Genomic DNA, 21312 nt, shown 5'->3' with positions numbered 1-21312 from the left:
TAGCGTCGCGACACGGGCCGTCCAGACCGCGGCGCCGTCCGCGGGGCGAGGAGGTGCGGCATGGGTGACGGGCTCGACGTCACGCTGCTGCCGGCCTCGGTGTCGCCGCTCGTCGCCGCTGCGGTCTCGGGCCGGGCGCGCCCGTGCCGGGTGCTGGCCGCCTTCCCGACGTGTGTCTACCTCGACCTCGGTGCCCACGACCGTGTCCTCGCGGTGCTCGCGGCCGACGCAGTGGCGCTCCCCATCGGGCTGCACCTGACCGCCAGGTCCGAGCAGGTCTCCTGGGGAGTCGAGCCGGGCCACGAGGTGGTGGTCGGCGCGGGTCGCGTGCACCTGCCTGGTCTCGACATCGTCGCCGCGCGGATCAGGCGGCCTGAGCGCGTCCGGCCCGCTCCGTGGGCGGCATCCCGGAGCGGACTCGGCACGCTGCTCACCGCACGTCACGACCCCGAGCTCACCGGCCACGCGATGCTCGCCGAGCTCGCCCACGAGCTGGCCTCGAATGCGCTTGCCGGGCGTCCGGTCGACGAGGGGGTGCGGGGCCTGGTAGGCGCCGGTCGCGGGCTGACGCCCAGCGGGGACGACGTCCTGTGCGGTGTCCTGCTGACTCTCGCCGCGGTGGACGACGAGCGGGCGAGTCGCGCGCTTGCCGCACTCCGCACCTCGGTGGGTGCATGCGTGCGGTCGACGACCAGCCTCTCCGCTGCCCTTCTCGTCGCGGCCGCCACCGGGTATGCCGTCCCGGACGTCGTGCGCCTGGTCACCCTCGCCGTCGCCGGCGGGTCATCTGACCGGCCTGACGCGCACGAACCTGCTTCAGAGCCCGCACACCCGGCGCAGGCGCTGTCACCCGACCCGGCCGCGGTGCTCGACCGGGTGCAGGCGATCGGCCACTCGTCGGGCCGCGACCTCGTGTCCGGTGTCGCGGGGGCCCTCCGTGCGCTCGACGAGTCCCTCGACCCGACCCACAAAGGAGCCCGACGTGGCTGACCACCTCGAGCGCAGGACCGGCGCGTACTTCGACTCCGTCAGCCTGATGCAGGTGTCCCGCGCGGTCGCCATGGCCGCGGGCGTCGAGGCGGCGCAGGTCGCGATGGCGACCGAGCTCAATCTCGAGCTGATCGCCGCGATGGGCTTCGCCGTGCCGGCTGACGCCGGACCCAACGACCTGCTCATCGCGATCCGGGGGACTGATGTCGGGGTGGCCAACGGCCGGGCCGCCCTCGACGAGGCGCTGGCCGCGATCCGCACCGCGGCCGCGCAGACCGGTGGTTTGGGGGAGGCGCCGCCGGCCCACACGCTCGGGGGCGCACTCAGGGCGTCCGGCGCCAGCGTCGCGCTCGTGTCGGTGCCGGGGGAGTTCGCGGTGACCGAGGCGTTCGATGCTGTCCGCGCGGGCGTGTCGGTCATGGTCTTCTCCGACAGCGTGCCCACCGCGGACGAGGTCCGGCTCAAGGACGCCGCGGGTCGGGCTGGGGTCCTCGTCATGGGTCCCGACTGCGGCACGGCTGTCGTCGGTGGTGCCGCCTTGGGCTTCGCGAACGTCGTGCGCCCTGGACCGGTCGGCCTGGTGGCCGCGTCCGGCACGGGTGCCCAGCAGGTGATGTGCCTGCTCGACGCCGCAGGCGTGGGCATCAGCCACTGCCTCGGCGTCGGCGGCCGGGACCTGTCCTCCGCGGTCGGAGGCAGGTCGACCAGGCAGGCGCTCGCCGCGCTTGCTGCGGATCCCGCTACCGAGCGCATCGTTGTTGTCTCGAAACCCCCTGCGGCGGAAGTGCTTTCAGACATCGAGTCGTATGCCGCCGCGCTCGGCAAGCCGGTCAGCTGGGCGACGCTCGGGCCGGGTCGTGCGGACCTGACGGCTGCGGTCGAGGGCGTCGTCGGTGGTGCCCAGGACTGGCCGCAGTGGCGGGGCGCCTCGTCCGACGAGGCCCTGGCGGGCCCGGGGCGGGCGTTGCGAGGGCTCTTCTGCGGGGGCACCCTCGCCGACGAGGCGATGCTCATCGCGGCAGGCGTGCTCGGCGACATCAGGTCCAACATCCCGCTGCGGCCCGATCTCGCGCTCGGTCACGACCTGCTCGACCAGGGCCATGTGGTCATCGACTTCGGAGACGACTCCATGACCCGGGGACGGGCTCATCCGATGATCGACCCGACGCTGCGTATCGAGCGGATCGCCCGCGAGGCTGCGGACCCGACGTGCGGCGTGCTGCTTCTGGACCTCGTCCTCGGACACGGTGCCCACCCGGACCCCGCTCCGGAGCTGGCTGACGCGATCCGGGCCGCGCGCGAGACCGCCCTGAGTGCCGGGCGCAACCTGCCGGTCGTCGTGTCGGTCACCGGGACGACGGCCGACCCGCAGGGACTGGAGCGGTCGGCGGGTCTGCTCATGGGGGCCGGTGCGACCGTCATGCTGTCGAACGCCGAGGCGACCCGTCATGCCCTGGAGCTCCTCGGTCACACCCCACCTGCGGCATACGACGCGCAACCCGCTGCAGTCGCCGACGGGACGGCATACGGAACGGCATACGGAACGGCATACGGAACGGCATACGAAACGGCATACGAAACGGCGTCGCCGGCAGGTGGCTCCCTTCATGACCTTCTCGACACGGAGCCGACCGTGGCGAGCGCCGGGGTGTCGCTTTTCGCGGACTCCCTTCGCGCGCAGGCGGTCCCGGTCACGGAGGCCGCCTGGCAGCCGCCTATGCCCCGCACGTCCGGGGCTCTTTCGTGGGTGCTCGGAGACGACCGCCGCGACGCGGCGAACGCGGAGGCGCTTCGGCGGATGCTGGCGGCGGGGGCCGACCTGGTCGATGTCCGGCCCGCCGCTGCCGCCCTCGGGCTCGAGAGAGGCACCTTCCTCCATGCTGGGCCGCCGATCACGTTCGACCGGGCTTCCGGGCCGCTGCGTGGGGCACTAATCGGGGCGATGCTGTTCGAAGGCCTCGCCGACACCCCGGAGGAGGCGGAGGCGCGCCTCGAGCGTGGGGACGGGATCACCCTCGAGCCGTGCCACCATCGCGACGCCGTCGGGCCGATGGCGGGTGTCATCAGCCCGTCGATGTGGGTCTACGAGCTGCGGGACGAGGTGCACGGCAACGCCTCGTGGTGCTCGCTCAACGAGGGCCTCGGGAAGGTGCTGCGCTACGGCGCCTACGGGCCAGAGGTCATCGACCGGCTCCGATGGATGAACAGCGTCCTCGGCCCCATCCTCCAGCAGGCGGTTCGGGCCCGTGTCGACCGCTCGGGGGCCATCGACATCAAGGCGATCATCGCCCAGATGCTCCAGATGGGCGACGAGGGCCACAACCGCAACCGCGCCGGCTCGCTCATGCTCCTGCGTGAGCTCCTCCCGACGATGATCACCGCGGACGCCTCGTCCACCGATATCGCCGAGGCCGTGCGGTTCTCGGGTGCGAACGAGCACTTCTTCCTCAACCTCGGTATGCCGGCCTGCAAGCTGAGCACTCTTGCGGCACATGGGATCCCGGGGTCGAGCGTCGTCACGACCATGGCTCGCAACGGCACCGACTTCGGCATCCGCGTGTCAGGCACGGGCGACGCGTGGTTCACCGGGCCGGCGAACACACCCGAGGGGCTCTTCCTCGGCTCGTACGGTCCCGAGGACGCCAACCCCGACATCGGCGACTCGGCCATCACCGAGACGGGCGGCATCGGCGGGTTCGCGATGGCGGCTGCGCCGGCGATCGTGCGGTTCGTCGGCGGGGATGTGCCGTTCGCGCTCCGGGCGACCCAGACGATGTACGAGATCACGGTCGGCGAGCACACGGCCTACCAGGTGCCGATCCTCGAGTTCCGCGGCACCCCGACCGGGATCGACGTCGCCGCGGTGGCGCGCACCGGCATCCTGCCTCAGATCAACACCGGTATGGCCGGAAAGGTGGCCGGCACCGGTCAGGTCGGGGCCGGGCTCGTCACGCCCCCGCAGGAGTGCTTCACCCAGGCCCTGGCCGCCTTGGCGGGTCTGGTGCCCGGCCGGACCGACTGATGCTCGCTCGACCCCGGAAGCGGGGTCCCCAGTCGAGTGAGCGCCCGGTCCCACCCCTCACGGAACCGTGATGACCCGGGGCCGGGTCGTGACGTCTCAGTCGAGTGAGCGCCCGGTCCCACCCGTTACGGCAGTCGCCAGCCGGGCGGTCCAGCGGGCTCCCAGTCTGCGCCGAGCCGGCGTCCTGTCGGCCCGCCTAGCTTGGCCTCGTGACCCAGGAGGAAGAGACCGGCCAACAACCGTCGCGACGTGCGGTGCTCGCCGTCGGAACCGGGCTGTTCCTCGGCGCCTGCACGCCCGGCTCCGGCACCGGGCAGGACACGGCGCCGCCGACCGGGTCGGCTGCATCCGGCATCGCAAGGACGACTGGACCCGTGCCCGCCTCGGGAGGCCCGGGATGGGTGCGTGCCGAGAACGCGCGAGCGGGAACCCACGGCTGGAGGATCGGCAAGGCGGAGCAGGCGGGCGAGATGGACCTGGCCGGATACACCGACCGGGTCTCCGTGCTTCCCGGCGAGGACGTCGCCCTGCGCCTCAGCTCGACGCTCGGGCCCGTCACGGTGCGAGCCTTCCGGCTGGGCAGCTACGACGGGGTCGGCGCCAGGCAGGTCTGGGTGTCGGCACCGCTCCCGGTAACGCGTCAGGCGGCGCCGGTGGTCGACAGCCACCGGACCGTCCGGTGCCGGTGGTCCGAGTCACTGCGCGTCTCGACGACGGGGTGGCCGGAAGGGTGCTACCTGTTCCGGCTGGAGGCTGGAGGCCGGGCCCGCTACATGCCGTTCACGGTGCGGTCGCGCACGACGGCGGGCCGGTTGGTCCTCGTGTCGTCGGTACTGACCCAGCAGGCGTACAACACGTGGGGCGGGTACTCCCTCTACCAGGGGCCTGACCGGAGTCTCGCGTCGCGCTCCTACGCGGTGAGCTTCGACCGTCCCTACGACACCAGTGGCGCACCGAAGGTGCTCTCCTTCGAGCAGGGGCCGATCCTCGTCGCGGAGGGCCTCGATGTCGATCTCGCGTATGTCACCTCCTGGGACCTGCACCATGACCCCGGCCTGCTCGCCGGCGCACGCGGGGTCGTGTCGCTGGGTCATGACGAGTACTGGACGGTCCCCATGCGACGTCACGTCGAGGCGGCGCGCGACGCCGGCACGAACGTGGCGTTCCTCGGAGCCAACGCGCTCTACTGGCGCGTGCGCCTCGACGAGTCGGCGCGCCTGGTCACCTGCTACAAGTCGAGCACGCTGGACCCTCATAGAGGCCAACCTGACACGACCGCGCAGTGGCGACAGCGGCCACACCCCGATCCGGAGAACTCGCTGACCGGCATGCTCTACGAGGCGTTCCCGGCCCAGGCAGACCTCGTCGTGCATGACCCGTCGTTCTTCCTCTTCTCCGGCACCGGGGCGCGGGCCGGAGACGCCTACCCAGGCCTGGTCGCCACCGAGATCGACCGCGCCTACCCGGTTGCCGGCACACCCCACAACCTCCAGGTCGTTGCGCACACACCAGTTCCGCAGTTCCAGAAGGCCGACACGCACTCGGACATGACCTACTACACCGCGCCGAGCGGCGCTGGCGTGTTCGCCGTCGGCACGATGGCGTGGTGCGCGGGCTTGCGAGGCCCACACTCCCGCAAGCGGATCGACGAGCGCGCCAGCACGTTCGCGCGCACGGTGACCGAGAACCTGTTCCGCGAGATGGCCGCCGGGCCGATGGGCAGGAGCCACCCGGCTCGTCCCAATCTCGCCACGATCGGCGCTTCGGCGCACACCAGCACCGGCACCGGGGGACCGGTCGCGCTCGCCTGAAGCGGTGCGGTCGCGCTCGCCGTGGCGGCCCTCCGTCGGGCCCGTGCTCGCCGAAAATCGTTGGGGCGCTGTCGGTGCCGCACCTTAGGGTGGATGGGCCATGCGAGACTTCCCGCCACCCACTGACGCCTACCTCCGACGCGACGCCGACGCGCCCGACACGAGGAGCCCGCGGACCTTCCTGATCTGGATGGTCCGCCAGAACGGCACGCTCTTCGTCGCCGGGCTCGTCGTCGCCTTGATCTGGATGGTCCCGCAGACGCTCGGGCCGTGGATGGTCGGCCGCGCCATCGACACCGGCATCGTCGCCGGCGACGGCGCAGCCACGATGCGGTGGATCCTCGCCCTGGCCGCCATCACGGTCGTCGGAGCCTTCAGCGGCATCGTCTACCACACGATCATCGTCCGCGAGTGGCTCATCGCCCTCTACGGCACGACGAAGCTCGTCACCCGCAAGGCCCTCCAGCTGGGCCACGTGCTGACGCGGCGGACACCGACCGGCGAGGTGCTCTCGGTCTCCGGGAGCGACGGCGACCAGTTCGGTGCGCTCATGGAGGTCAGCACGCGCGCGTTCTCGCAGCTGGTCGCCTACCTCGTCGTTGCGGGCATCGTGCTGACGACCTCCGTGCGGATGGGGCTGCTGGTCCTCCTGTCCGCGCCGCTGCTCGTCGTGCTCGGTATGCCGCTGCTGCGTCCGATGCAGCGCTGGCAGGGCGTCGAGCGCTCCCGCAACTCCGAGCTCACGTCGATGGCGACCGACATCGTCGCCGGCCTGCGCATCCTGCGCGGCATCGGCGGTGAGGAGACTTTCGGCGGCAACTACGCCAACCAGTCCCAGCGGGTTCGCCAGTCCGGCGTCGCGGCCGGGCGCTGGCTCGCGGCGGTCGAGTCGGTCGGCGTCCTGCTGTCGGGCGGATTCGTCGTGGCGCTCATGTGGGTCGGCACGCGTGAGGTCGCCCTGGACCGCCTCACCGTCGGACAGCTCGTCAGCTTCCTTGGCTACGGCCTGTTCCTCATCCAGCCGATGAGGACCTTCGTCGAGTTCGCGCAGAAGTGGACCCGATCCGTCGTGTCCGCGCGCAAGGCGATCGCCGTCCTCGGACAGCGGCCCCCGTGGGTCCACCCGGACGATGCCGCGTCGTGGCCCAGCGACACCGCCATGGTCGACGACGCCTCGGGCGTGACGATCCGTCCTGGCCGCCTGACGATGATCGTGTCCGCTGTGCCGGACGACTCGGCGGCGCTCGCGGACCGGCTCGGTCGTTACCTGCCGAGCGAGGAAGGGGCGCTCGTCAGCGACGAGATCCCTGAGGAGCTCAAGGGCCGGGCCGCCCGTCGCGAGCGGTCCGCCCGGGCCCGGGCCCGGGAGGTCCAGGCCAGGCGTGACGAGGCGCGCGCCCGGGAGCCCTGGGGCGTCACCGTCGGCGGCATCGACCTGCAGCGGTTCGAGCTCGACGAGGTCCGCATGCGGGTCCTCGTGAGCGACACCGCGCCCCAGGTCTTCGCTGGCACCCTGCGTGACAATGTCGACCCCCTCGGACGGCTCACCCGCGAGCAGGCCGAGCAGGCTCTGCACACTGCCGCCGCCGAAGATGTCTTCGACGCTCTGCCCGGTGGCTGGCAGGGCGAGCTCGAGGAGCGTGGCCGTGGTCTCTCGGGTGGCCAGCGGCAGCGGCTCGTCCTGACCCGCGCCCTCGCTGCGGACCCCGAGGTGCTCGTCCTGGTCGAGCCCACCTCGGCCGTCGACGCGCACACGGAGGCGCGCATCGCCGAACGGATCGGCGACCACCGGTCCGGGCGCACCACGGTGGTCATGACCGCCTCGCCGCTGCTGCTCCACCACGCCGACGAGGTGATCCTGCTCGAGGCCGGCAAGGCCACCGCAGTCGGACGTCACGCCGACCTGCTCGCCGGGTCAGCGGCATACCGCTCGGTCGTCGTGCGCGGCGACGACGACGCGTCAGTCCTCGCGCGTCGCGAGACGGAGGAGGTGCGATGACCCAGGTCGACAGCACGCTGTCACCGCTGCCACCCGATCTCGCGGTCGAGTCCGAGCGCAGCTGGCAGGCAGGCGCGCACGCGCCGGCCGTCCCCGACGAGCTCAGGCCGCCTCGGTCTGCCTCCGTCGGGGAGCGGGTCACCGCGCTGCACCGTCGCCACCTGCTTCGCGAGCGGCGCGCGCAGGAGTTCGTCGCGGACACGATGAACGCCCGCAAGGGCCTGCCCATCGCCAACAGCCGGCTCGTCGTGCGCTTCGTCGGCGGCATGCTCGCCGGCCGCAAGGGCCTGGTGGCCGCAGTCGTCCTCGCCAACGCGCTTGCGGCGACCGCCGGCCTCCTCGTCCCGCGGCTGCTCGGCAACCTCGTGGACAGCACGGTCAACGACGTGCAGGCGGGCAAGGTCGACGCTGCCCTCGCCGGGGCCAACGCCGCGGCGATCGTCGTTGCCGGACTCGTCCTGATCCAGTCACTCGTCGTGTTCGTGGCCAAGCTGTGCTCGACCGTGCTGGGGCAGGGCGTTCTCGCCGAGGCACGCGAGTATGTCGTGCGGGCGATCCTGCGCCTGCCGCTGTCCCGCGTCGAGAGTGCGAGCTCAGGCGACCTCGTCACCCGCGTGACCCGTGACGTCGGGACGATGAGCGAGTCGGTCCGCTGGGCGCTGCCGGAGTCGATCTTCGCGGCCATCACCGTCGTGCTGACGCTCGTGGCGATGGTCAGCAACTCGCTCTGGCTCTCGGTCCCTTCGATCGTGCTGATGTCGCTGTCGCTCATCCAGATCCGTCGCTACCTGACGCGCGCGCCGAAGGGATACCTCACCGAGGGCGGCACATACTCCCGCATCAACACGACGCTGACCGAGACGGTCGAGGGCGCTCGGACCGTCGAGGCGCTCGGGCTCACCGGTCACCGCCTCGAGCGCGGCGACGACGACATCGAGGTGTCGGGCCAGGCCGAGCGCTACACCATGACCCTGCGCAACCTGCTGTTCGCCGTCATGGACGTCGCCTTCAGCCTGCCGCGCGTGCTCGTGCTGCTCCTCGGCGCCATCGGCTACGCGCAGGGCTGGGCGACGCTCGGGCAGATCACGACGGCCATCCTCTACACGGAGGCGTTGTGGGGCCCGTTCGACATGCTCGTCCACACCGTCGACCGGGTGCAGGTCGGAATCGCGTCGACGACCCGCCTGCTCGGCATCGCCACAGTGCCGGCCGATCGGGAGGCCGGCGCGGGACGACCCGCCGGTGCCGAGCTCGTCGGCCGGGACCTGCGCTACGCGTACCGCGCAGACCACGACGTTCTGCACGGCATCGACCTCGACCTGCGCACCGGCGAGCGGCTGGCGATCGTGGGCCCGAGCGGCTCCGGCAAGTCGACGCTCGGCCGGCTCCTCGCTGGCATCCACGGGCCCCGCACCGGCACGGTCCAGGTCGGCGGCGTCGAGCTGACGAGCCTGCCGCTCGACGTGCTGCGCACCGAGGTCGCCCTCGTGACGCAGGAGCACCACGTGTTCATCGGCTCGGTGCGTGACAACGTCGTGCTGGCGCGCGAGGGGTCGACGGACGACGAGGTGCGGCAGGCCCTGCGTGCTGTCGACGCCATCGACTGGGTCGAGCGCCTCCCGGAGGGCATCGACACGAAGCTCGGGTCGGGCCACCAGGCCCTGACTCCGGGACGCGCGCAGCAGGTCGCTCTGGCGCGGCTCATCCTGGCCGACCCACACACGATCGTCCTCGACGAGGCGACCTCGCTCATCGACCCACGCACTGCCCGCCACCTCGAGGGTTCGATGAACGCGCTGCTCGCGGGCCGCACGGTGGTCGCGATCGCGCACCGGCTGCACACGGCGCACGACGCCGACCGCATCGCCGTCGTCATCGACGGTCGTGTGGCCGAGCTCGGCAGTCACCATGAGCTCGTCGAGCGCGATGGGGAGTATGCCGCCCTCTGGCGTGCCTGGACCTCCTGACCGCCCGCGCCGACCCCCCAGGTCGAGTTGAGCCTTCCGTCCCACCCGCCCAGGGCCAGCTCACCCGCGCCGACCCCCTGTCGAGTGAGCGCTCCGCCCCACCCGCCCCAGCTCACTCGACGGGTGGGTCAGGGCAGGGGCCGGCGACTGGCTCAGGAGCCGAGCAACGCGGGCGGGGTCTCGGCCCGACCACGGCGGGCCAGGTACCCGTGCCACAGCAACCGGGCAGCGGTGGACCGCAGCGGCCGCCACCGGTCGCCGAGGATCTCCAGCTGCGTGCGATCGGGGACTGTGCCAAGACCCAGGGCCTCGGCGGTCGCGACCTGAAGCGCACGGTCACCTACCGGCCACAGATCGGGCCGTCCGAGGCACGCCAGTAGGTAGACGTCGGCGGTCCACGGTCCGATGCCAGGTAGCGCAAGCAGGTCACGCCGAGCCTCGTCGTCGCTGACCCGCTCGAGGGAGTCGAGGGCGAGGTCACCGCTGCTCACAGCGGTCGCGAGCGCCCGCAGGTATCGGTCCTTCTGGCGCGACACGCCGTCGATTCGCAGCTGCTCCGGGGTGGTGGCGAGCAGCTGGTCGGGCTCCATCGTGCCGATGCGCGCGAGGACCCGGGTGTAAGCCGCAGCCGCTGACGCGAGGCTGACCTGCTGTTCGAGGATGAGCAGGACGAGGCTTGGGAAGCCGGCAGGCCGGGACCACAGGGCCGGCCGGCCGTGGTCGGCGACGAGACGGGCCAGGTCCGCGTCACGCGACGTCAGCTCGTCGACCGCCTCCGCGAACGTCTGCTCGTCCAGCACGACCCGAGTCCGGCATCGCCGGGCGACACTGCCGACAACGGGAGCGAACCCACCGAGGGCACCTCTCGACGGGGAACACCTGCCGTGTGAGAGTGGGGCCCATGACTACGGAGGCGAGCAGCACAGGAGAGCGGGCGGCATACGTCCTCGTCGGGGGTGGGCTCACGGCCGCCAAGGCAGTGGAGGGGATCCGCGAGAGCGACCCCAGCGGCTCGATCGTGCTGGTCACCAAGGAGGATCAGCTGCCCTACGAGCTTCCCCCGTTGAGCAAGGGCGCGCTCAAGGGGGACGACCCGTACGACTCCGCGTTCACGCATGACGCTCAGTGGTACGCCGACAATGGCGTGAAGCTGATGCTCGCCAACCCGGCAACCAGCCTCGACACGCAGGCCCACGCGGTCACCCTCGCCGACGGCCAGGTCCTCAACTACGACAAGCTGCTGCTGGCGCCGGGTTCGACGGCTCGACGGCTGAACGTGCCGGGCGCGGACCTCGAGGGCGTCCTGTACCTCCGCGAGATGCAGGAGTCGCAGACCTTGCAGAAGCGGCTCACCAAGGACTCCCGGATCGTCATCATCGGAGCCGGGTGGATCGGCCTCGAGGTGGCATCAGCCGCAAGCCAGGCCGGCGCGCACGTCACCGTCATCGAGCCGCAGCCGGCGCCGCTGTTCGCAGTGATGGGCCAGGAGATAGGCGGGTGGTTCGCGGACTTCCACCGTCGTCACGGTGTCGAGTTCCGGTTCGGTGAGGGTGTCGAGCGGATCGAGGGCGACGGGTCCGTCACCGGCGTGGTCACGAAGTCCGGCGACACGATCCCGGCGGACGCGGTCGTCGTCGGCGTCGGCATCACCCCCAACACGTCGCTCGCAGCCGACGCGGGCATCTCCGTCGACAACGGGATCCTGACCGACAGCGCCCTGCGCACGTCGGCCGACGGAGTCTGGGCGGCAGGCGATGTCGCGAACTGGCGCAGCACCACGCTCGGCACGAACGTCCGCGTCGAGCACTGGGCCAACGCGCTCGACGGCGGGCTGGCCGCCGGGCGGTCGATGGCAGGGCAGGACGTGACGTACGACCCGATCCCGTTCTTCTTCTCCGACCAGTACGACGCGGGACTTGAGTATGCCGGCCACGTCCCTCGGGACGCAGGCGCGGAAGTCGTGCTGCGGGGTGACCCGTCGAGCGACGAGTTCATGGCCTTCTGGGTGGTCCCGGATGGGGACGGGGTCCGGGTGCTCGCGGGCATGCACGTCAACATCTGGGACACGATCGACGCTGTCCAGGAACTCGTTCGCAACCGGGTCGTCGTCGACCGTGACCGCCTCACCGACCCGAACGTTTCTCTGGAAGACCTCGGGCGGGGCTGATCCCGCCGAGTTGGAGAACCTTCTGCCCGTATCAAAGTGACCACTCGAGGTGAACCGCCACGTCGAGTGGTCCCTTTGACACGGAGCTTGAAGCCTGACCGACGGAACCAGGTGGGGCTATGAGCACCGGGGCAGGGGCGGGAGCTTCGAGGTGTCGAGGTGGAAGCTCAGCCCGGCTCCGTTGGGGACCCCGATGTGCAGGTACCTGCCCCACACCTCGGCGCCACCCCATTGCCTGGTCATCGGCACGTAGGAGCCGGCGCGCAGGTCGGCGGTGTAGGTTCGATCGTCGACCCAGGAGACCGTGTCGCCGCTCACCTTCGGCCAGGACACTGGGTTCTCCTTCGGCCTCTCGACGACGATCCGTGCAGCCGCCCAGCCCTGCCGCCAGACCATGAGCCGTGTGCCGTCTTTGGTCGTCCAGGCGTAGGTGCGCCCGTCAGTGGACATCTCCTGCGGGTCTCGCAGCCCGGACAACGGCCCGGGCAGGGCTGCGGGCTTGAGGGTATGCAGGTCCACGGCGACGAGCCTGGCCGGGGTGTCGGGGGCGAACGCCTCGGGCCAGATCAGCAGGTGACCCGCAATGAGCGGGGCCCCTTCGTGGCCGACGTGCACGACACGAGTCCTCCCCGTCATGACATCGTGGAGGCGAACCTCTCGGCTCCCGTCCTTGAGCGGATGAAGCCAGGCAAGATTCGTGTCGTCCGCGGTAACGAGCAGGAACGGGGCGTTGGGCACCTCGCCGTCACTCTCGTCGAGCCTGACCGGCTTCCGCCGCTGAGTTGAATCCCACAGGAACAGCTCCCAGTCGCCCCAGTTCTGCTCAGATCGAGCGTTGTTGTAGGCGATGTGGTGACCAACCATCCAGGCCATACCGAGGCCGCCAGGGGCCGGGAGCCTCGCGATTTGGGACCGCGACCCACCGGCGGCCACCCAGATCAACTCGGGATTCACCCACCGGACGAAACCGCCGCTCGATATGCCCCATACATACCCTCCGCCGCGATTGACGACCTTCGCCGCCTTCCATGCTGCTGGCATTGACGTGCGACAGAAGGGCTTGTCATCCGCGATCGGCTCACGGTCCGGGCGGATGGTCGGGACGGTGGAAGGCGGGCTCGAGGTTCGATGGTCGATGTGTTGGTGCGTCGTGAAGCGGGTCGTGTGGTTGGGGTCCGAGAGTGGGCGACCGGCGCTCGTGCAGGCACCGAGCGCGAGCGTGAGCATGATGGCGCCACCGAGGCGCCCGATGCGTGCGTTGATCATGGGATGCCGTCAGCTCACCAGTGGTAGCCCCGGCCACCCATGATCATGACGATCGTGGACGTGCCCAGGTACGAGTACGCGGGCACGGCGGGCCACACCGTGGTCGCGGAGTCCTCGTAGTACGTCGTGGATCCGCTGTCGCTGTAGCCCCGGATGTTGAAGTAGTGGTAGATCGGTTTGCTGTTGTCGGGATGACCTCTCAGGTGCGGGCCTTGGTATACCTCGTAAGCAACGCCTGCAACGCCCGCGGTCCTGTTGATGTCCTCCTTGAGGTGGCTCCTGAAGTTCGCGACGTCGGTGCTGGAGGGGGTGAACGGCAGGTCGACGCGGTCGTAGAGGAAGCCGCCCGCCCACTGGTTCAGCTCACGGTTCATGGCGTCCTTGGTCGTGCCATCCGTGGTCGTCCCCAGCTGGCTGGCCGCCCACGACTGCGTGCCGGTCGTCGCACCGGGGTGCTGCCCCAGGGTCTCGACGAGAGTTGCCGGCCCGCACCAGTAGTCCCGCTGCTGGCCCTGCTGGTTGGCCTTCACATACGCCGACGACGGATAGCCGCCTGGGTCCGGAGGGAGGCTGAGAGGGCTGATGCCCAGAGCCGCCTTGATGCTTTCCGGCTTGCGCAGCTCGTTCTTCCGCTGGCCCCTCGGCACCCAGCCGTCCGTCCCCGGCCGGTCGGACTCGTACTTGAGCCTCCCCAGCGCATCCATGGTCGACGGGTCGTCGACGACGGGGATGTCCAGCTTGGTCACTCCTGGCGCGTCCGCCTTGCTCGCGCCACTGCCTGAGTTGCCCACAGCAAGGGCCGACCCGGCCACCACGCCGCCACTGGCGACGAACGCCACCACCAGGACCGATGCCGACCGCCTTATTGCACGCTTCATGTGCCCTCCAATCAGTGTTGGACCCCTGTCGCCGGTCGTCGATGACCGGCCGGGCCGAGGGCAATGCCGTCGTGTCGACGCCACTGCTCTCACCCTGGAGACGCGCAACCGTCAGAATGATGTCGCCGGGTATGTGCGAAGCGCCCCTTAACTCGTTGTTGCGGTCAAATCACCACTGACGCGTTTGCCGGCTCAGCCAGCACCGCGAGAGGCCGGCCGGACCTGCTCAGCCGCGTCCGAGCGGCATACCGGTGCGTGGCAGGATGTTCCCCGTGACGGCACAGATCCTCGACGGCAAGGCCACCCTCAAGGCGATCAAGGTCGAGCTGACCGAGCGCGTCGCGCGGCTGCGCGCACAGGGCATCGTGCCGGGCCTCGGCACCGTGCTCGTCGGCGACGACCCCGGCAGCCACTGGTACGTCAACGCCAAGCACCGCGACTGCGCCGAGATCGGGATCACCAGCATCCGCCGCGACCTGCCCGCCACAGCCACCCAGGCAGAGGTAGAGGCGGTCATCGACGAGCTCAACGCCGACCCCACCTGCACCGGCTTCCTCGTGCAGCAACCCACGGGCCTCGACGAGATGGCCCTGCTCTCCCGGGTGTCGCCGGAGAAGGATGTGGACGGGCTGCATCCGATGAACCTCGGCTGGCTCGTGCTCGGCAAGCACGCGCCCCTGCCGTGCACCCCGATGGGCTGCATCGAGCTGCTGCGGCGCTACGAGGTCCCGATCGCCGGAGTGAAGGTCGTCGTCATCGGCCGTGGTCTCACGGTGGGTCGACCGCTCGGGCTCATCCTCACCCGCAAGTCCGAGAACGCCACCGTCACGCTCTGCCACACGGGCACGAAGGACCTCGCCGCCGAGGTGCGCCAGGCTGACATCGTCATCGCGGCCGCCGGCCGGCACAACATCGTCACCAAGGACATGGTGAAGCCGGGCGCCGCTGTGCTCGACGTCGGTGTGAGCCGCGTCGACGGCAAGATCGCAGGGGACGTCGCCCTCGACGTCGCCGAGGTCGCCGGCTGGGTCAGCCCGAACCCCGGTGGCGTCGGTCCGATGACGCGTGCCCTGCTCCTCACGAACATCGTCGAAGCGGCCGAGGCCCTGGCCGCCATCGACGCCTGAGCGTCCTCCATGCAGTGGCGGGGTAGCGGCTTCGTCGTCCTCGGCTGGTGGTACCTCGTCGCGGGCGTCGCCGCCGTCGGGGTCTTCGTCATGGCCTTCGCAGACGTGCGGTGGGGCGGGCGGATCATGGCGGCGGCCTTCGGCATCGGCGCGGTCATCCGGCTCGTCGCGCGGCCCTCCCGCAAGGCGGGCGGCCTCAACGTCCGTTCGCGCAGCCTCGACGTCATCATCCTGCTGGCTCTTGGCATCGGGGTCCTCATCGCCTCGGCGACCGTCAACGTCAACGCGGACGTCCCGAGCCGGACAACCAGCCACGTCGGCACCGGCTGAGCCGATGACCGAGCCCGCCGCGTCGTCCGAGCCCTCGTCTTCCGAACTGCCGTATGCCGGGTCGCCGTATGCCGGGTCGCCGTATGCCGGGTCGCCGTATGCCGGGTCGCCGTCGTCCGCGCCCAAGGTGGCCTCCGCAGATGAGCCGCCCGCAGCGTCAGCGGCGTCCCCGACGCCGGGAGCACCCGGCCAGTTCGACCATGTCCTGCTCACGCGCTTCAGTGCGGTGCTGACATCGGCGCCGGCCCAGCCGGAGTGGCTCCGCTACCGGCTCGGCTTCTTCGTCGACGCCTGCTGGTCGTCCGTCCGGGCCCAGCAGGGCGCCGACTTCCGGTGGCTCGTGCTCTTCGACGACCGGTGTCCCGACGACTTCCGCGAGGACATCGAGTCGCTCGCCGTCGACACCTTCACGCCTGTGTGGACGCACCAGCCGTGGTCGGCGTCGGTCTTCGGCCAGGCGATCGCAGCCGCCCCGCCGGACGACCCGGACCTCGGCTTGGGCGACCGGTCTGCGCCGTGGCTGCTGACGACGCGGCTCGACAGCGACGACGCCATCGCCCGCGACTTCATGGCCGCGGTACAGCGCGAGTTCACGCCGACCGACGGGCTCTTCGTCGACTTCCCGCGCGGCGTCCAGATCGACCGCACCGGCTCGACCTACCTCTACGACCAGCTCTCCAGCCCGTTCCTCACGCTCATCGAGCGACGGCACCCGGGAGCCACGCCGCGGACCGTCTACTCCGCCCGGCATGCCCGCGCCCGCCAGTCGGGACCCCTGCGCGAGGTGAGCGCCCCGCCGATGTGGGCCCAGGTGATCCATGGGACCAACCTGCTCAACATGACTGTCGGCTCGCGCATCTCCCCGCGGGTCGTCAACGAGCGGTTCGACCTCGAGCTGGTCTACCGCCGCGACGTGTCCCCACCGACCCTGTTGCGGGAGAAGGCAGTTCACCGCGTTCGGCTGCTGCGCCTGTGGTGGCGGCACCCCGGCGAGGTGACCAAGTGGGCCGAGGCAAAGTACTGGCGGTTGCGCGGCACGCACGTCCGGCCGCAGGGGAGCACCCTCAGCCTCACCGAGGCGCTCAAGGCACGAGCCGCCCGGCTCGGCTGGCGCCGCTGACACCCGCCCCGGCGCCGCTGGCACCCGGCCCGGCGCCGGTCCTAACGGCAACACACCGAGCAGTCGCAAACCCCTGACGGTTATTACCGTCGGATCTTGCGACTGCTCGGTGTGTTGCGGGATGAAGCCCGCGGGGTGAAGGCCGCGGGTCAGATCAGGCCGAGGGCCTTGACGGCGTCACGCTCGTCGGCGAGCTCTTGCACCGAGGCGTCGATCTTGCCCCGGGAGAACTCGTCGATGTCGAGGCCCTGGACGATGCTCCACCGGCCGCCGCTCACGGTCACGGGGAACGAGGAGATGAGGCCCTCCTGCACGCCGTACGAACCATCCGAACGGACGGCCATCGAGACCCAGTCACCCTCCGCAGTGCCCTCGACCCACGTGCGGGCGTGGTCGATCGTCGCCGAGGCGGCGGAGGCAGCGGACGACGCGCCGCGGGCCTCGATGATCGCGGCGCCGCGCTTGGCGACGGTCGGGATGAACGTGTTGGCGAGCCAGTCCTGGTCGCCGACGGCGTCGGCGGCGTTCTTGCCGGCGACCTCGGCGTGGAACAGGTCGGGGTACTGCGTCGCGGAGTGGTTGCCCCAGATCGTCATCCTGCGGATGTCGGTGACGGGCACGCCGAGCTTTGCCGCGAGCTGGCTGATCGCCCGGTTGTGGTCGAGGCGGGTCAGCGCCGAGAACCGCTCGGTGGGGATGTCGGGGGCGTTGGACATCGCGATGAGGGCGTTGGTGTTGGCGGGGTTGCCCGTGACCGTGACGTGGATGTCGTCGGCCGCGACCTCGTTGAGGGCCTTGCCCTGCGGGGCGAAGATGCCGCCGTTGGCCTCGAGCAGGTCACCGCGCTCCATGCCCGGTCCGCGCGGGCGGGCACCGACGAGCAGCGCGTGGTTGACGCCGTCGAAGACCTTCGTGGCGTCGTCGCCGATCTCGACCTTGGCGAGGGTCGGGAACGCGCAGTCGTCGAGCTCCATGACGACGCCCTCGAGCGACTTGAGCGCGGGGGTGATCTCCAGGAGACGCAGCTCGACCGGCGTGTCGGGCCCGAGCAGCGCGCCGCTCGCGATGCGGAACAGGAGGCTGTAGCCGATCTGGCCGGCGGCGCCGGTGACGGCGACCTTGACGGGGGTTGTGCTCACGAGGATGGCCCTTCACATCGGTGTGGTGCTGGACGCTCCGACGCTATCAGTGCCCCAGCACGCTCCCGGATGCCCTGCGGGCCGGGGGATGAGCGCTTGGTCACACCAGACCGAGCGAGGCCAGGGCGACCAGCCAGCTGACGAAGCTGCCGACGAGGAAGTACTCAGTGACGTCGTCGATGCCGACCGGTCCGCCCGGGAAGCTCGCTGTCCCTGCGGCATTCGGCCCGGACCCCCGCGCGGCGGCCTGGATCTCGGGAAAGCGAAGCAGCCCCTTGGCCGCGATGACGAGTCCCGCGGCGCCGAGCTCGCCGGCGACCCCGAGGCCGAGGATGACGAGCCGCTCCATCGGCCCGAGGAGCCGACCGCCCTTGAGCCGGTCCGCCGGCTGGGTCGGCGGCGAGGAGGGCGTGCGCTGGGCGGCGGTGATCGCCTCGGGTCGCAGGGCGCCGATCGCGAGCAGGACGAGGCGGACGATGACGTTGGCGGTCGCGAGGTTGAACATGACGAGTCCGGCGAGCAGCAGGACGCGCGCGGCGGACGGTGTCGTGGGCGGTGTGGTGGGCGCAGGCAGGTCGGCCCACGCGAGCCAGGTGGCGAGCGGGCCGCCCGGCGGTGTGGCCGCCCCGGAGAACGCGATGAGCCCGGCCACGACGACTCCGAACGTGGCGAGGGGCGCGAGTGCGCGCCGGCCCGTGAGCTGGGTGTCCCTCGACAGCTCGAACCACAGCGCGCACCCGCCCGCAGCGAGGGCGAGCGCGAGCGCGTCTGCCCAGCCCACGACCCCGGCGAGGACTGCGACCAGGGCCATCGTGGCCGGTGTGGCCACGTGGGCGACGACTCGGCCGGGCGGCCAGGACGAGGCGCGCACCAGGTCGCCGACACCGAGGCCGACGAGCACGATGGACAGCCAGGTCACGGCAGCCTGCCGAGCGTGGCCATGGCATCGAGGGCGACCCCGATGCCGTCCCGTCGCACCCGCTGCGACACCGCGGACGGGCTGACCCCTTCGCGGGCGGCGATGTCGTGCTGGCTGTGGCCCTGCATGAGTCCTCCGAGGATGGAGCGTGAGGTGGTCGTCAACGAGCCAACCAGGTAGTCCAGACAGTCGAGTGCAGCCTGAACCGCGTCGGACATGCCGGGCGGGTCGACCGCCGAGACGTATGCCGTCCGTGACGTGCGCGTCTGAGCCCGCAGGGCGCGCTCCTCCGCGGTGACCACCGCATCGCGGGCCGCCCAGTAGGCGGGCCCGTCGTGGATGCCGCGGACCGGGTCGAGGGTTGTCACGGTGCCGCGGCCCAGCCCGAAGCGGACGTCCGCGTCAGGGTGGAGCAGGGCCCTGATGTGGAAGCTCGCGGTGAGGGCGTCGCCCAGCGTCCGGTAGACGCCCTGGAACTCGTCGCCGACCGTCACCACCGGCGGGTCCAGGGCCGGCACGGTGGCCTGGGCTCGCTCCAGGGCCGCCTCGAGCTCGTCGTGCAGAGCCTGCCGGTCCGGCCGGGAGCGCGACTCGACGAGATCGCCGATCAGCGCGACCGGGTCTACCGGTGAAGCCTGAGCCTTCACTGTCGCCATATGAAGATCATAACTTCATTTGTGGCAAATGTAGCTCAGGGCTTCACGACGATCGTCGACGAACGAGTCCGCGCGAGTCAGCTGTCCAGGACCGGGTGCCCATGTTCGTCGAGCTCGGCGTTCTCGACCGAGTCGGTCGACCCGCTGATGTCCATGTCGTCGCGCCGCTCGCCGGTGATCCACGCGTAGGTCGCCCCGGCGATGAGGCCGCCGAGGATCGGCGCCACCCAGAAGGCCCAGAGCTGCCCGACCGCTCCCTCGCCGTTGAAGAACGCCACCGCGGTCGAGCGGGCCGGGTTGATCGAGGCGTTGCTGATCGGGATCGCGACGAGATGGGCGAGCAGGAGACCGAAGCCGATCGCGAGGGGGGCGAATCCCTGTGGAGCGTCGTCCTTGGTCGCTCCGAGGATGATGTAGACGAAGAACGCTGTGACGAGGGCCTCGACGACGAGCACGGCGCCGAGGCCGAACCCGCCGGGTGAGTGCACGCCGTACCCGTTGGCCGCCATGTTGCCCGCGGTGGCAAGGCCTTGCGAGGACAGCAGCCCGGCCAGCGCGCCCCCGGCGAGGAGGCCGCCGACGACCTGCGCCGCGAGGTAGGGCAGCACCTCGCGCCACTCGAACCGCCTGGCGACGGCGACGCCGATGGTGACAGCGGGGTTGAAGTGGGCCCCCGAGACGTGCCCGACGGCATACGCCATCGTCGTCACCGCCAGCCCGAAGGCGATCGCGACCCCGAGGTGCCCGATGCCGAGCTGCACCGGGGCGGGGTCGGACAGCGAGCGCACGACGAACTTGGCGTCGAAGATGGCTGCGCCGCAGCCGATGAAGACGAGCCAGAACGTGCCGAGCGCTTCCACGGCGAGCCGCTTGCTCAACCTGGGCGTGTACATCGGGATCCCCTCCGAGACGGACGACTGCTGCTGGCAAAGCGGGCAAGCCCCGTGTTCGGCAGCGTAGTGGAGCCGTGCGCGCGCACCCAGGACTTCACGGATCGGCGTGGCCGCGCCGTTCGCCGCGTCCGGACGTCAGCGCCCCGACAGGTATGCCGTGAGGCCCGCCCGCCAGTCGCCGACCGGCTCGATCCCCGCCGCCACGAGCGTGTCGTGGGAGAGCACGCTGTATGCCGGCCGGTGAGCGGGGCGGGGGAACGCGTGCGTCGTCGTGGGCAGCACCCGCTCCGGGTCGAGCCCGGCGCCTGCGAAGACAGCACGCGCGAACCCGTGCCAGCTCGTCTCGCCCGATGCCGTGCCGTGGTAGATGCCAGGCGCCGCCTCAGACGCGAGCAGGCGCGCGACGAGGGACGCGAGCTCGACGGTCGAGGTGGGCTGACCGCGCTGGTCGTCGACGACGGAGACCGTCTCGCGGCCGGCCGCGAGGCGCAGCATGGTCTCGACGAAGTTCAGGCCGCCTCGGCCGTACAGCCAGGCGGTGCGCACGAGCCAGGTGTCCGGGCAGAGAGCTCGTGCCGCCCACTCGCCGGCGGCCTTGGTGCGGCCGTAGGCCGAGGCAGGGGCGAGCGGCTGGTCGGCGGCATACGGCGCAGTTGCGGTGCCGTCGAAGACGTAGTCGGTCGAGATCTGCACCAGCCGGGCCCCGGCTCGGGTCGCTGCCCTCGCGAGGTTGGCCACTCCGGTGGCGTTGACCGAGAACGCCTGTGCCTCATGGGTCTCGGCTTCGTCGACCTTCGTCCACGCGGCGGTGTTGACGACGACGTCGTGGCCCGCGACCCCGGCCACGCACTCCGCGGCGTCCGTCACGTCGAGGTCGCTGCGGCCGAGCGCGGTCACGACATGGCCGGCGGTGCGCAGTGCCGGCACCAGGTCGCGCGCGAGCATGCCGCCGGCGCCGGTGACCAGGACGCGAAGGGAGACCCCCGCCGCGCCGACTCCCGCCTCACCACGTGCCTCGCTCACCGCGC

The 21312-nt window shown here is 71.1% G+C and carries 17 protein-coding genes; 9 read left to right on the top strand and 8 right to left on the bottom strand.

What is annotated here, in order from left to right:
• Positions 1 to 60 precede the first annotated feature (60 nt).
• The 5 genes from ACYVLP_RS16755 (at position 61) to ACYVLP_RS16735 (ending at position 9789) form a co-directional block, all read left to right on the top strand.
• Complete coding sequence (locus ACYVLP_RS16755; RefSeq protein ID WP_460628479.1) at positions 61 to 990, top strand: oxamate carbamoyltransferase subunit AllH family protein; 930 nt, start codon at positions 61 to 63, stop codon at positions 988 to 990.
• Entirely contained in the window at positions 983 to 4012 is a 3030-nt protein-coding gene (locus ACYVLP_RS16750; protein ID WP_460628478.1) for a bifunctional FdrA/YlbE family protein, read from the top strand. The genes ACYVLP_RS16755 and ACYVLP_RS16750 overlap by 8 nt, the downstream gene beginning before the upstream one ends.
• A 209-nt stretch (positions 4013 to 4221) precedes the next feature.
• On the top strand, positions 4222 to 5823 hold the full coding sequence (locus ACYVLP_RS16745; protein WP_460628477.1) for a N,N-dimethylformamidase beta subunit family domain-containing protein: 1602 nt from the start codon (positions 4222 to 4224) through the stop codon (positions 5821 to 5823).
• Between the two features lie 100 nt (positions 5824 to 5923).
• Positions 5924 to 7822, top strand: a complete 1899-nt coding sequence (locus tag ACYVLP_RS16740; protein ID WP_460628476.1) for an ABC transporter transmembrane domain-containing protein — start codon at positions 5924 to 5926, stop codon at positions 7820 to 7822.
• Positions 7819 to 9789 carry an ABC transporter ATP-binding protein gene (locus tag ACYVLP_RS16735; RefSeq protein WP_460628475.1) on the top strand — a complete coding sequence of 657 codons (1971 nt, stop codon included), beginning with the start codon at positions 7819 to 7821 and terminating at the stop codon, positions 9787 to 9789. Before ACYVLP_RS16740 ends, ACYVLP_RS16735 begins: the two co-directional genes overlap by 4 nt.
• 152 nt (positions 9790 to 9941) lie before the next feature.
• On the opposite strand, the gene ACYVLP_RS16730 is transcribed toward ACYVLP_RS16735, so the two are convergent.
• Positions 9942 to 10589 carry a DNA-3-methyladenine glycosylase family protein gene (locus ACYVLP_RS16730; protein ID WP_460628474.1) on the bottom strand — a complete coding sequence of 216 codons (648 nt, stop codon included), beginning with the start codon at positions 10587 to 10589 and terminating at the stop codon, positions 9942 to 9944.
• Positions 10590 to 10690: 101 nt separating this feature from the next.
• Here ACYVLP_RS16730 and ACYVLP_RS16725 point away from each other — a divergent pair, with 101 nt between their 5' ends.
• The gene (locus ACYVLP_RS16725) at positions 10691 to 11956 is read left to right on the top strand and encodes an NAD(P)/FAD-dependent oxidoreductase (protein ID WP_460628473.1); all 1266 of its coding nucleotides are present in this window, start codon (positions 10691 to 10693) and stop codon (positions 11954 to 11956) included.
• Positions 11957 to 12073: 117 nt separating this feature from the next.
• Here ACYVLP_RS16725 and ACYVLP_RS16720 read toward each other — a convergent pair whose 3' ends face one another.
• Together ACYVLP_RS16720 and ACYVLP_RS16715 are read right to left on the bottom strand one after the other, a co-directional pair.
• Positions 12074 to 12820: a hypothetical protein gene (locus ACYVLP_RS16720; RefSeq protein WP_460628472.1), complete on the bottom strand. Its 747-nt coding sequence runs from the start codon at positions 12818 to 12820 to the stop codon at positions 12074 to 12076.
• Between the two features lie 416 nt (positions 12821 to 13236).
• Positions 13237 to 14100, bottom strand: coding sequence for a hypothetical protein (locus ACYVLP_RS16715; RefSeq protein WP_460628471.1), 864 nt, complete (start codon positions 14098 to 14100; stop codon positions 13237 to 13239).
• A gap of 272 nt (positions 14101 to 14372) precedes the next feature.
• On the opposite strand from ACYVLP_RS16715, the gene ACYVLP_RS16710 reads away from it, so the two are divergent.
• From ACYVLP_RS16710 to ACYVLP_RS16700, 3 genes are read left to right on the top strand one after another with little or no spacing between them, the layout of a single operon-like run.
• Positions 14373 to 15227, top strand: coding sequence for a bifunctional methylenetetrahydrofolate dehydrogenase/methenyltetrahydrofolate cyclohydrolase (locus tag ACYVLP_RS16710; RefSeq protein ID WP_460628470.1), 855 nt, complete (start codon positions 14373 to 14375; stop codon positions 15225 to 15227).
• Positions 15228 to 15236: 9 nt separating this feature from the next.
• The gene (locus ACYVLP_RS16705; protein WP_460628469.1) at positions 15237 to 15557 is read left to right on the top strand and encodes a DUF3017 domain-containing protein; all 321 of its coding nucleotides are present in this window, start codon (positions 15237 to 15239) and stop codon (positions 15555 to 15557) included.
• A gap of 4 nt (positions 15558 to 15561) precedes the next feature.
• Positions 15562 to 16677: a glycosyltransferase gene (locus tag ACYVLP_RS16700; RefSeq protein WP_460628468.1), complete on the top strand. Its 1116-nt coding sequence runs from the start codon at positions 15562 to 15564 to the stop codon at positions 16675 to 16677.
• A 149-nt stretch (positions 16678 to 16826) separates the two neighbouring features.
• Here ACYVLP_RS16700 and ACYVLP_RS16695 read toward each other — a convergent pair whose 3' ends face one another.
• The 5 genes from ACYVLP_RS16695 to rfbD all read right to left on the bottom strand — a co-directional run bounded on the left by ACYVLP_RS16695 (position 16827) and on the right by rfbD (position 21307).
• Positions 16827 to 17816, bottom strand: a complete 990-nt coding sequence (locus tag ACYVLP_RS16695; protein WP_460628467.1) for a malate dehydrogenase — start codon at positions 17814 to 17816, stop codon at positions 16827 to 16829.
• Between the two features lie 100 nt (positions 17817 to 17916).
• Positions 17917 to 18735 (bottom strand): hypothetical protein, encoded by an 819-nt coding sequence (locus ACYVLP_RS16690; RefSeq protein WP_460628466.1) that lies wholly within the window; start codon positions 18733 to 18735, stop codon positions 17917 to 17919.
• Positions 18732 to 19391: a SatD family protein gene (locus ACYVLP_RS16685; protein WP_460628465.1), complete on the bottom strand. Its 660-nt coding sequence runs from the start codon at positions 19389 to 19391 to the stop codon at positions 18732 to 18734. Before ACYVLP_RS16685 ends, ACYVLP_RS16690 begins: the two co-directional genes overlap by 4 nt.
• A gap of 77 nt (positions 19392 to 19468) precedes the next feature.
• Positions 19469 to 20284 (bottom strand): aquaporin Z, encoded by an 816-nt coding sequence (gene aqpZ, locus ACYVLP_RS16680; RefSeq protein ID WP_460628464.1) that lies wholly within the window; start codon positions 20282 to 20284, stop codon positions 19469 to 19471.
• Positions 20285 to 20419: 135 nt separating this feature from the next.
• Positions 20420 to 21307, bottom strand: a complete 888-nt coding sequence (gene rfbD / locus ACYVLP_RS16675; RefSeq protein WP_460628678.1) for a dTDP-4-dehydrorhamnose reductase — start codon at positions 21305 to 21307, stop codon at positions 20420 to 20422.
• Positions 21308 to 21312: the final 5 nt, after the last annotated feature.

The organism is Intrasporangium mesophilum, from assembly GCF_054783095.1.
Note: the sequence above shows the minus strand (reverse complement) of the source record. Positions and strands in the feature narration are given on the sequence as shown.

Coding starts and splice junctions, on each gene's coding strand:
- ACYVLP_RS16755 (WP_460628479.1), top strand. CDS start 61: ATGGGTGACGGGCTCGACGTCACGCTGCTGCCGGCCTCGGTGTCGCCG.
- ACYVLP_RS16740 (WP_460628476.1), top strand. CDS start 5,924: ATGCGAGACTTCCCGCCACCCACTGACGCCTACCTCCGACGCGACGCC.
- ACYVLP_RS16735 (WP_460628475.1), top strand. CDS start 7,819: ATGACCCAGGTCGACAGCACGCTGTCACCGCTGCCACCCGATCTCGCG.
- ACYVLP_RS16725 (WP_460628473.1), top strand. CDS start 10,691: ATGACTACGGAGGCGAGCAGCACAGGAGAGCGGGCGGCATACGTCCTC.
- ACYVLP_RS16720 (WP_460628472.1), bottom strand. CDS start 12,820: ATGGTTGGTCACCACATCGCCTACAACAACGCTCGATCTGAGCAGAAC.
- ACYVLP_RS16715 (WP_460628471.1), bottom strand. CDS start 14,100: ATGAAGCGTGCAATAAGGCGGTCGGCATCGGTCCTGGTGGTGGCGTTC.
- ACYVLP_RS16705 (WP_460628469.1), top strand. CDS start 15,237: ATGCAGTGGCGGGGTAGCGGCTTCGTCGTCCTCGGCTGGTGGTACCTC.
- ACYVLP_RS16700 (WP_460628468.1), top strand. CDS start 15,562: ATGACCGAGCCCGCCGCGTCGTCCGAGCCCTCGTCTTCCGAACTGCCG.
- ACYVLP_RS16685 (WP_460628465.1), bottom strand. CDS start 19,391: ATGGCGACAGTGAAGGCTCAGGCTTCACCGGTAGACCCGGTCGCGCTG.
- aqpZ (WP_460628464.1), bottom strand. CDS start 20,284: ATGTACACGCCCAGGTTGAGCAAGCGGCTCGCCGTGGAAGCGCTCGGC.